Source organism: Sphingobium indicum B90A, assembly GCF_000264945.2.
Taxonomy (GTDB): Bacteria; Pseudomonadota; Alphaproteobacteria; order Sphingomonadales; family Sphingomonadaceae; genus Sphingobium; species Sphingobium indicum.
In genome coordinates this window covers 3,303,326-3,313,196 of record NZ_CP013070.1, presented here as the reverse complement: position 1 = coordinate 3,313,196, position 9,871 = coordinate 3,303,326, and the positions used below count along the sequence as shown (strand labels likewise).

At 65.3% G+C, this 9,871-nt stretch carries 14 protein-coding genes; 10 read left to right on the top strand and 4 right to left on the bottom strand.

The features are described from left to right. Positions 1 to 17: 17 nt before the first annotated feature. Complete coding sequence (locus tag SIDU_RS16070; protein ID WP_007689373.1) at positions 18 to 455, bottom strand: DnaJ domain-containing protein; 438 nt, start codon at positions 453 to 455, stop codon at positions 18 to 20. Then, complete coding sequence (locus SIDU_RS16065; protein ID WP_007689372.1) at positions 455 to 1,261, bottom strand: division plane positioning ATPase MipZ; 807 nt, start codon at positions 1,259 to 1,261, stop codon at positions 455 to 457. The genes SIDU_RS16070 and SIDU_RS16065 overlap by 1 nt, the downstream gene beginning before the upstream one ends. 109 nt (positions 1,262 to 1,370) lie before the next feature. Here SIDU_RS16065 and panC point away from each other — a divergent pair, with 109 nt between their 5' ends. Beyond that, on the top strand, positions 1,371 to 2,216 hold the full coding sequence (panC, locus tag SIDU_RS16060; RefSeq protein WP_007689371.1) for a pantoate--beta-alanine ligase: 846 nt from the start codon (positions 1,371 to 1,373) through the stop codon (positions 2,214 to 2,216). A 93-nt stretch (positions 2,217 to 2,309) separates the two neighbouring features. Here the strand turns inward: panC and SIDU_RS16055 are convergent, their stop codons facing one another. Together SIDU_RS16055 and hemE are read right to left on the bottom strand one after the other, a co-directional pair. Next, positions 2,310 to 2,750, bottom strand: coding sequence for a CopD family protein (locus tag SIDU_RS16055; protein WP_007689370.1), 441 nt, complete (start codon positions 2,748 to 2,750; stop codon positions 2,310 to 2,312). 2 nt (positions 2,751 to 2,752) lie between these two features. Next, entirely contained in the window at positions 2,753 to 3,814 is a 1,062-nt protein-coding gene (gene hemE, locus SIDU_RS16050) for a uroporphyrinogen decarboxylase (protein WP_007689369.1), read from the bottom strand. 285 nt (positions 3,815 to 4,099) lie between these two features. On the opposite strand from hemE, the gene SIDU_RS16045 reads away from it, so the two are divergent. The 9 genes from SIDU_RS16045 (at position 4,100) to SIDU_RS16005 (ending at position 9,763) form a co-directional block, all read left to right on the top strand. Then, positions 4,100 to 4,921: a pyruvate, water dikinase regulatory protein gene (locus tag SIDU_RS16045; protein ID WP_037510008.1), complete on the top strand. Its 822-nt coding sequence runs from the start codon at positions 4,100 to 4,102 to the stop codon at positions 4,919 to 4,921. A 4-nt stretch (positions 4,922 to 4,925) separates the two neighbouring features. Further along, on the top strand, positions 4,926 to 5,519 hold the full coding sequence (locus SIDU_RS16040; protein ID WP_007689366.1) for a Maf family protein: 594 nt from the start codon (positions 4,926 to 4,928) through the stop codon (positions 5,517 to 5,519). Continuing rightward, the gene (gene aroE / locus SIDU_RS16035) at positions 5,516 to 6,337 is read left to right on the top strand and encodes a shikimate dehydrogenase (RefSeq protein WP_007689364.1); all 822 of its coding nucleotides are present in this window, start codon (positions 5,516 to 5,518) and stop codon (positions 6,335 to 6,337) included. Before SIDU_RS16040 ends, aroE begins: the two co-directional genes overlap by 4 nt. A gap of 19 nt (positions 6,338 to 6,356) precedes the next feature. Beyond that, complete coding sequence (gene coaE / locus SIDU_RS16030) at positions 6,357 to 6,950, top strand: dephospho-CoA kinase (protein ID WP_007689362.1); 594 nt, start codon at positions 6,357 to 6,359, stop codon at positions 6,948 to 6,950. A gap of 31 nt (positions 6,951 to 6,981) precedes the next feature. Then, complete coding sequence (dnaQ, locus tag SIDU_RS16025) at positions 6,982 to 7,674, top strand: DNA polymerase III subunit epsilon (protein WP_007689360.1); 693 nt, start codon at positions 6,982 to 6,984, stop codon at positions 7,672 to 7,674. A gap of 95 nt (positions 7,675 to 7,769) precedes the next feature. After that, positions 7,770 to 8,366: a ribosome hibernation-promoting factor, HPF/YfiA family gene (hpf, locus tag SIDU_RS16020; RefSeq protein WP_007689358.1), complete on the top strand. Its 597-nt coding sequence runs from the start codon at positions 7,770 to 7,772 to the stop codon at positions 8,364 to 8,366. 120 nt (positions 8,367 to 8,486) lie between these two features. Further along, entirely contained in the window at positions 8,487 to 8,954 is a 468-nt protein-coding gene (locus SIDU_RS16015) for a PTS sugar transporter subunit IIA (protein WP_037510010.1), read from the top strand. After that, positions 8,914 to 9,423, top strand: a complete 510-nt coding sequence (locus SIDU_RS16010; protein WP_007689356.1) for a PaaI family thioesterase — start codon at positions 8,914 to 8,916, stop codon at positions 9,421 to 9,423. Before SIDU_RS16015 ends, SIDU_RS16010 begins: the two co-directional genes overlap by 41 nt. Next, positions 9,413 to 9,763 (top strand): DUF1491 family protein, encoded by a 351-nt coding sequence (locus SIDU_RS16005; protein ID WP_020817459.1) that lies wholly within the window; start codon positions 9,413 to 9,415, stop codon positions 9,761 to 9,763. Before SIDU_RS16010 ends, SIDU_RS16005 begins: the two co-directional genes overlap by 11 nt. Positions 9,764 to 9,871 lie beyond the last annotated feature (108 nt).

Here is a 9,871-nt window from a genome sequence, read left to right as displayed (position 1 = left end):
CATCCTCTCCCTTGGCTTCAACGGTGTTGCGCGGCTTCCTCGATCAGCAGGTCGCGGGCGGCGTTGATCTGGGCCGCCAGCGCTTCGGTGCCGCCCTTGTCCGGATGGACCGAGGCGATCAGGCGACGATGCGCGGCGCGGATGGCGCGGGCGTCGGCGTCCGGTCCCACGCCCAGCAACTTGCGCGCGTCGTTCACCGCCTGGGACGAAACGGCTTGCGGCGCGGGCGTGCCCGGCCCGGCCTTCGCCTTGCCCCGCCGGCTTCTGGCCAGGAAGAACAAGGTGGCCCCGATCAGCAGCGGCGCGCCGACCAGCGGCTTGCCCTTGGCGGCCGCGACCGCGCCGACCAGAGCGGCGCCCAGCGCCATGCCATCCTTCGCGCTCATGCGTTGCAGCCGTCCCGTCCAGATCAGCCAGGCCGCCAGCCCGATCAGAAGCAGCGCCAGCAGACCCATCAGGCCGCGCCGAGCATGTCCAGCGGCGCGGCCTCGACCCGCGAGGGCAGGGCAAGGCCCGACACCATCTCGCGCAGTTCCTGCCGCGCGGCGATATGGCTGACGCCCAGTTCGCCCAGATGCCCCTTGTCCAGCAGGGTCAGGCCCGACGGAAAAAGCTCGCGGAAGATCACTCGCTCCGAAAGGCCCGGAATCACGCGGAATCCGACGCGGCGGGAAAGCTCCATCAGCGCGTCGCCCACCCGCTTCTTGTTGCGGGCGTCATGATGCTGGACGCGGTTGCGCAGCACCACCCAGTCGATGGTGACGCCGTCCGCCTTGGCGCGGGTCTTGCGCGCCTCGAAGATCAGTTCGGAATAGAAGGACAGGCGCTTAACCTTGAATGTTTCCGCGTCCACCTGCCCGATCAGGTCGAAATCGACGAAACTGTCGTTCATCGGCGTCACCAGCGTGTTGGCGCGGGCGGCCATGTGGCGGGCATAATCATCGTCGCGACCGGGCGTGTCGATGACCAGGAAATCCTTGCCTTCGGCCATGGCGGCCGCCTGTTCCTCCAGCGCCTCGACGCTGTCGCCCTTGAACACCGCGAAGTCCGGAGTCGGCAGGTCGATGCCGCGGCGGCGCGCGGTCTCCGCCCGATTCTCCATATAGCGGGTGATGGTGCGCTGCCGCGGGTCGAGGTCGATCATGCCGACGCGATGACCCAATACCGTCAGCGCGATGGCCGTATGCACGGCGGTCGTCGACTTGCCGGTCCCGCCCTTCTCATTGGCGAAGACGATATGGTGCGTTTGGGCGTTCGCCATCGGACCTTCATTACCCCGTTGATTGTCGCATTGTCTGTTGACCGTTTCAGCCGGTCATGCCTTAGCAGGATTGACCCCTATCGCTGCCCTTATCGGAGCCGTTCCTGTCGTGCAAATCCTCCGTGACCTGCCTTCACTGCGCGCCGCCGTCGATGCGCTGAAAAGCGACGGAAAACCGCTCGCTTTGGTGCCCACCATGGGCGCGCTGCATGACGGGCATATGGCGCTGGTGGAGGAAGCGCGGCGCCATGCTGGCCATGTGGCGGTGTCGATCTTCGTCAATCCCCGCCAGTTCGGCGTGAACGAGGATCTGGACGCCTATCCCCGGCGCGAGGCCAAGGACGCGCAGATGCTGCAGGCCGCCGGAGTCGACATCCTCTGGGCGCCGACGGTCGATGTCATGTACCCTGTGGGCTATGCCACCAACATCTCCGTCTCCGGCGTGACCGAGGGGCTCGACGGCGCGGCCCGGCCCGGCCATTTCGACGGCGTGGCGACGGTCGTGACCAAGCTGTTCAACCAGATCCGCCCGGACGTCGCCCTGTTCGGGGAAAAGGATTATCAGCAGCTCGCCGTGATCCGCCGGATGGTCCGCGACCTGGACGTGCCGATCGAGATTGTCGGCGTGCCCACCCAACGGGCCGAGGACGGCCTGGCCCTGTCGTCGCGCAACGCCTATCTCAGCGAGGAGGAGCGCAAGGACGCGCTCGCCCTGCCCCGCGCCCTGGGCGAAGCGGCGCGGCAGATGGAAAAGGGCGCGACCGTGGAATCGGCCGTCGCCAAGGCCATCGCCCTGCTGGCGGCGCATGGCTTCGATCCCATCGACTATGTGACGCTGTGCGACGCGGTTACTCTGGAACCGATGACGGCGCTGGACCGCCCCGCAAGGCTGCTGGGCGCGGCGAAACTCGGCAAGACGCGCTTGATCGACAATATCCCGGTCGATCCGGCCTGAAGCACATCGTGCTCCTGCGAAGGCAGGAGCCCAGTTCGGACCGCGGGACTGGGCTCCTGCCTTCGCAGGAGCACCTCGCATCTGGTCAGGTCGTCAAAACGGCTTCACGATCACCGCGATCACGATCACCGCAGCCGCGATTCCCGGAATCTCGTTCAGCAACCGCAATTGCTTCTCGCTGAGCGGCCGCTCCCCCCTGGCCAGCTTCTTCGCATAGCCCGCGATCCAGCCATGATAGCCCGACAGACCCAGCACGAAGAGCAATTTCAGGTGGAACCAGCCGAAATGCCAGGCGCCGATCTCCACCATCAGCATCAGGCCGAAGACCCAGACCAGAAGCAGCGACGGGTTCAGGATGATCTTGAGCAGCCGCCTTTCCCGGTCGATCCACTTCCTGTCCTCGTCCGATCCCACCGGGCATTGCTGGTGATAGACGAAGAAGCGCGGCATCATGAACAGGCCCGCCATCAGGAAGATGACGAAGATGACATGCGCGGCTTTGACCCACAAATAGGCTGCTCCCAGATAAGGCATATTCAGTCTCCCGCTGCCCGCACATAGCTAAGCAGCGCTTCGACATGATCAATGGGGGTGTCGGGCAATATCCCATGCCCCAGGTTGAAGATATGGGGCCGCCCGGCAAAGGCGGCGCGGATATTGTCGACGGCCTCTTCCACCGCCTTACCCCCGGCGATCAGCGCCAGCGGATCGAGATTCCCCTGCACCGGCAACCCCTGCGGCAACACGCGGTTGGCCCAGTGCGGATCGACCGTCTCGTCCACGCCGACCGCGTCGACCCCGGTCCCCGCCGCATAATCCGCCAGCTTCGCGCCCGCGCCCTTGGGAAAGCCGATCACTGGAATATCCGGGTGGATCGCCTTCAGCTTCTCCACGATCCGCCTGTTGGGCCGGATCACCCAGCGCTCGAACTCCAGCGGGGCCAGGCTGCCCGCCCAACTGTCGAAAAGCTGCACGGCCTCGACCCCCGCCTCGATCTGGCCGGACAGATAGACCACCGTCGCATCGATGATCGCATCGATGATCGCGCCGAATTTTTTGGGTTGGCTGTAGGCCATGCGGCGGGCCGCGCCCTGGTCCTTGCTGCCCTGACCCACGACCATATAGGTGGCGATGGTCCAGGGACTGCCCGCAAAGCCCAGGAAGGTGACTTGCGGGTCCAATGCGGCCTTCACCTGCCGGACCGTCTCATAGACCGCCTCATAGCGGCTGAAATCGGGTTTCAGGGTCGACAGGTCAGTCTCCGCCAGGATCGGCGCCAGACGCGGGCCTTCCCCGGCCTCGAACCACAGATCCTGCCCCATCGCATAAGGCACGATCAAAATGTCGGAAAACAGGATCGCGCCGTCAAAACCGAAACGGCGCAGCGGCTGCACGGTCACTTCCGCCGCCGCCGCGCTGTCATAGACCAGTTCCAGGAATCCGCCCTTTTCCGCCCGCAAGGCGCGATATTCGGGCAGATAGCGCCCCGCCTGGCGCATCAGCCACATGGGCGGCACGGCAGGCAGCGCGCCTTTCAGGACCGAAAGCAACGGCTTGGGTATCGGGCCGTTCGAAAGGCCGGCATCTGGTCCCGTCATAAACTCTCTTATTTAGATTCAGAAGGATGATGGAGATAGTAGGGCGGTTGGCAGCGGGGTTTATGCGCTGTGCCCGGATTTGCCAACAACTTGACTCCCTGGAGTCGCCGATTCCGGTCCGAGTCAGTCCGCTTATCCCCCTTATCCACAGGCTGTGGATTTTAATTTCCATCTGTTGGCGGGCTGTGGACAAGATTCCCGGAATCGGGGAGGGCGACAAACGCCTGATTTTCCCCGCAACCTATCCCTTGCTTTATCCACAGCCTCCCCACAGAGATGTTCTTCATGTCGCGCATCCATCTCCACCTGCTTTCGGACTCCACTGGCGAGACGCTGGAGAATATCGCCAAGGCGGCCATCGGCGCGTTCGAGAATGTGGAGGCGGTGCGCCATTTCTGGCCGATGGTCCGGTCCGACATCCATCTCGACCGCATCATGGAGGAGATCGCCGCCAATCCGGGACTGGTGCTTTTCACCCTGTCCAACCACCAGCTCAGGCGGCGGCTGGAGACGCGCTGCCGGGCGCTCGGCCTGCCGCATGTCGCGGCGCTGGACAGCGTGACCGACGCGCTCTCCAACATATTGGGCCAGGAAACCCGCAACCGCCCCGGCCGCAAGCATATCCTGGACGAAGCCTATTTCGCCCGGATCGAGGCTATCCAGTTCACCATCGCCCATGACGACGGCGTCGGCCATGAAAATTGGGAGGAGGCGGACATCGTGCTGGCGGGCGTCTCCCGCGCCTCAAAGACGCCGACCTCCATCTATCTCGCCAATCGCGGGTACAAGACCGCCAATATTCCGCTGGTGATCCAGTCGCCGCCGCCGCCCGCCCTCTATTCGTTGAAGCATCCGATGGTGGTGGGGCTGACGGTCAGCCCGGAACGGCTGGTGCAGATCCGCCGAAATCGCCTGCTCTCGCTCAACCAGGCGCCCGAAACCAGCTATGTCGATCTGGACAAGGTGCAGGAGGAACTGGCCTTCGCCCGCCGCATGTTCGCGGACAATGGCTGGCCGGTGATCGACATGACCCGCCGCTCCATCGAGGAAGCGGCGGCCGCCATCATCAACCTGTTCAACGACCGCGTTCTGGCGGAAGGAGTATGAGACCATGATCGTGCTGGCGTCGCAAAGCGCGAGCCGCCGGGCGCTGCTGCAAGCGGCGCAAGTGCCGTTCGAGGCGCTCTCGCCCGGCGTCGACGAGGAAGCGGCCAAGGAAGCCCTGCGCGCCGACGGGCTGGACGCCCGGCAACTGGCCGACGCGCTGGCGGAACTCAAGGCGCTGCGCGTGTCGCGCCGGGTGCCGGGCGGGCTGGTGCTGGGCTGCGACCAGACGCTCAGCCTGGACGACGGCGCGATGATCGACAAGGCGGTCGACCGCAGCGATGCGGAGCGGATATTGAAGCTGCTTTCCGGGCGGGTGCATCATCTCCACAGCGCGGCGGTGATCGCGCTCAACGGCGAACCGATCTGGCGGCATATCGAGCGGGTGCGGATGACGGTGCGCCCCTTGTCCGACGCATTCATCGCGCAATATCTCGACGGCGACTGGGAGCAATGCCGCTGGTGCGTCGGCTGCTACCGGATAGAGGGGCCGGGCGCGCAGCTTTTCAGCCGGGTCGAAGGCAGCCAATTCGCGATTCAGGGCCTGCCGCTGCTGCCCCTGCTTGACTTTCTGCGCATCCGGGGCGTTCTGGAGTCATGACCGACAAGCTCCCCTATGCCGAGGTGATCGGCGATCCGATCGCGCACAGCAAGTCGCCGCTGATCCACAATTTCTGGCTGGATGCGCTGGGAATAGAGGCGGAGTATCGGAAAACCCATGTCACCAGTGAGGGTCTGGCCGCCTATTTCCTCGCCCGGCGGGCCGATCCGGACTGGCTGGGCTGCAACGTCACCATCCCGCACAAGATCGCGGTGATGGACTATACCGACGATCCGGGCGGGGTGCGCGAGCGGATCGGCGCGATGAACACCATCGCCAGCGAGACGGGCGGGCCGCTGATCGGCACCAACACCGATGCGGGCGGGTTCCTCCAGCCGCTGCTGCGCGACAAGTGGAAGGGGCAGAGCGCCGTGCTTGTGGGCGCGGGCGGCGCGGCGCGGGCGATCCTGTTCGCGCTGACCAGCCTGGGCGTGCCGGACATCACGGTCATGGCGCGGGATGCGGCGAAGGGGCAGGCGCTGCTCGACCGCGCGGGGGTAAAGGGCCGGGTGATCGGCATGACCGACGCGCTGCCCGGCGCGGACCTGATCGTCAATACCAGCTCGCTCGGCATGGCGGGCCAGCCGGTGCTGGACCTTGACCTTTCGCCCCTGAACCCGGACGCGACCGTCTACGACATCGTCTATGCGCCGCTGGAGACGCAGTTGCTCAAGGCGGCGCGCATGAACGGATTGAAGACCCTCGACGGGCTGGAGATGCTGATCGGGCAGGCGGCGCTGGCCTTCGACATCTTCTTCGATGCGCAGGCGCCGCGCGAACGGGACGAGGAATTGCGCGCCCTGCTGCTTGCCGCCTGAGATTCATGAAGATGATGGGATGAAGATCTACGGTCTCACCGGCTCCATCGGCATGGGGAAGTCCGCCGTCGCGGCCATGTTGCGGCGGGAAGGCGTCCCGCTGTTCGATGCCGATGCGGAGGTGCATCGCCTGCAGGGGCCGGGCGGCGCGCTGCTGCCGGCGATAGAGGCGCGCTTTCCCGGCACGACGGGTCCAAAGGGCGTCGACCGGGCGAAGCTGGGCGCGGCGGTCTTTGGCCATCCGCAGGAATTGAAGGCGCTGGAGACCATCGTCCATCCCGCCGTGCAACAGGGCCGCAGGGCGTTCCTGCAAAGGAACCGATCGCGCAGGTTCGTGGTGCTGGACATTCCGCTGCTGTTCGAGAGGCATGGCGATCGCAAGCTGGCGGGCGTCATCGTCGTCACGGCCCCGGCCTGGAAGCAGCGCAAGCGAGTCCTGGCCCGGCCCGGCATGACCGCTGCGAAATTCCGCCGGATTGTCCATCTGCAAACGCCCGATGCCGAAAAGCGGCGGCGGGCGGATTATATCATCCACACGGGGACGACCTTCGCGGAGACCCGCTTCCAGGTCCGCCGCCTGGTCGCTTGCCTTGGTGCGAAGACAGGCCGATAAGAGGGGTCCGGCAAGAGTCGTGTAGAGGGCAATGCGCGAGATCATTTTCGACACCGAAACGACGGGATTCGACCCAGCTTCCGGAGATCGCCTGGTCGAAATCGGATGCATCGAACTCCTCAACCGGGTTCCCACGGGCCGCACATTCCACGCTTATTACAATCCGCAACGGTCCATGCCGGCCGCGGCGGAGGCGGTGCACGGCCTGTCCGACAGCTTCCTGAGGGACAAGCCGCTGTTTTCCCATGGGGTGGAGGAACTGCTCGCCTTTCTGGAGGACAGCCATCTGGTCGCGCACAATGCGCGCTTCGACTTCGGCTTCCTCAACCACGAATTGAGGCTGTGCGGATTGCCCGAAGTGTCGATGGCGCGGATGATCGACACCGTCGCCATAGCGCGGCAGCTTCACCCCGGCGCCAAGCACAGCCTGGACGCGCTCTGCACCCGATACGGCATCGACCGCAGCCACCGCATCAAGCATGGCGCTCTGCTCGACGCCGAATTGCTGGCCCAGCTTTACATCGAGTTGACCGGCGGCCGTCAGATCGGCCTCGGTCTTGCACAGGAGGAAGAGAAACGCGTTGCAAATATGGAACTTGCGGCGGAAGTCGCGGTTCGCCCTGTTCGTCCCGCGCGCGTCTTTGCGGTAAGCGCGGAGGAGCTGGAGAGGCATGCAGCGTTCGTCGCGACGCTGGAAAAGCCGCTCTGGCTTGAGGAGGTCTGATTACAGGCATCCCGTCAGGGATGCACTGCCTTCACGCCTCCACGCCGACCGGGTCGCCAATCCCGGGCGGTCCGGCAAGAATAAGGAGAAGGCATATGGATATTCGTGTTTCCGGGCATCAGGTCGATACGGGCGACGCGCTCAAGCAGCATGTCTGGACCCGTCTGGAGGCCATGGCCGAGAAATATTTTTCCCGCGCGCTTTCCGCCCAGGTCACGTTCCGGCCGGCCCCGCACGGCGCCTTCCATTGCGACATCGTCTGCCATGTCATGACCGGCCTGATCCTCAAGGGCGCCGGAGAGGCGCAGGAGGCGCATCCCGCCTTCGATCAGGCGGCCGAGCGGATCGAGAAGCAGTTGCGCCGCTACCTCCGCCGCCTGAAGGATCGCAGCGCCCAGGCCGCCGCGGCCGAGGCGAACCGGACCAATGGTTTCAGCGTCGAGGAGCTGGACGGCGCAGGCTACACGATTTTCGCATCCCCGGCCGATGAGGAGGAACCGGCCGAAGCGCCGCTGATCGTGGCGGAAACCAAGGTCGACATTCCCGAAGCCAGCGTGTCGGATGCGGTGATGATGCTCGACCTGCGCAACACCAACGCGCTGTTGTTCGTCAATGCCGGGACCGCGGCGTACAACATGGTCTATCGCCGGCAGGACGGGACCATCGGCTGGGTCGAGCCCCGACTGGCCTGATCGTCATCCCCCGGCCGCCGGTTGACCTGCGTCGGCTGGCGGCCTATGGGGCCGGACTTTAAAGATCCGGGCATTGCGTCAATTTTTCCGAAGCTGGGCGCGGCTCGGCTGGGATTCGGCATGGTTCATTTCAACGATATCGTCGCACCGGATGCATTGGGCACCGCCCTTTCGGTGAACGGCAAGAAGCAGTTGTTTCAGAAGGTTGCGACGCTGGCTGCCCAGGCCTACGGCCTGGAAGCGGATATGGTGGCGGAAGCGCTGCTGGAGCGCGAGAAGCTGGGGTCCACCGGCTTTGGCGGCGGAGTCGCGATTCCCCATGCGAAGATTCCGGGCCTTCAGAAAATGTGCGGCGTGGTCGTCCTGCTCGACCCGGCGGTTCCCTTCGACGCGGTGGACGAAGCGCCGGTGGACATCGTCTTCGCGCTGCTCTCCCCGATCGATTCGGGCGCCGAGCATCTCAAGACGCTGGCCCGCGTCTCGCGCTACCTGCGCGACGAGGGGCAGGTCGCCCGGTTGCGCGGCGCCAAGTCGACGGCGGCGCTTCATGCCCTGCTCGCTGGTGGCGAGGCGCGTGACGCAGCCTGATCGGGAATCGGCCGCCAGCGCCCTGCCCAGCGGGGAGGAGGCGCATTTCCGGGCGCTGGAGTCTCTCTACCGCTCCGCACCGATCAACCGGCTGTTCCGGTCGCAACTGACGATCCCGGAAGAAGGCCGGTCGATCATCCATTTCGACGTGGACGAGACCCAGTTCCACGCGGCGGGGGCGGTGCACGGCACGGTCTATTTCAAGATGCTGGACGATGCGGCCTTCTACGCCGCCAACAGCCTGGTCAGCGACCGTTTCCTGCTGACGACCAGCTTCAACCTGCTGTTCACCCGCCCGATCGGGCCGGGCCGCATCAGGGCGGAAGGGCGCTGGATCAGCGGCAGGCGGCGCGTCTATGTCGCGGAAGCCAGCCTGATCGATGCCGATGGCGAGGAGGTCGGGCGCGGCACCGGCACCTTCATGCGGTCGCAATTCCCCTTGTCGTCCCTGCCCGGCTATGCCGACTGACCCACCCGATGCGCGGCTGACCAGCGCGATGCTGGTCGGCGCGCTGACGCGCCGCTGCGCCGCGGCGGGCGGCTTCGCCACGGTGCTGGTGAAGGGGGACGAGATCAGCGGAGCGATCCTGCTCCAGACGTTGGAAAAGGGGCGGGAACAGGGCCTGTTCGAGCGCGTTCCTGATTATGCGGGCGGCTACAGGCTGGTCCGCTGCGGCCCCGATACGGAAAAGGGGCAGGAGGCCATGGCCCAATATCTTGCGCGTCGGCGCGGATCGGACCCCGATCTGTGGGTCATTGAACTCGACATCGCGGATGCGGAACGGTTCGCCGCTGAAACGATCTGTTAATCGTTGACTCATTTTCCTCGCGCGGGCACAGGCCTCCGACGCTTTCAACGCGCAGGTTGCCGGTTTTCGTCCATGGGGGGCGGATGCGGTAAACACGCAGACGGGGGG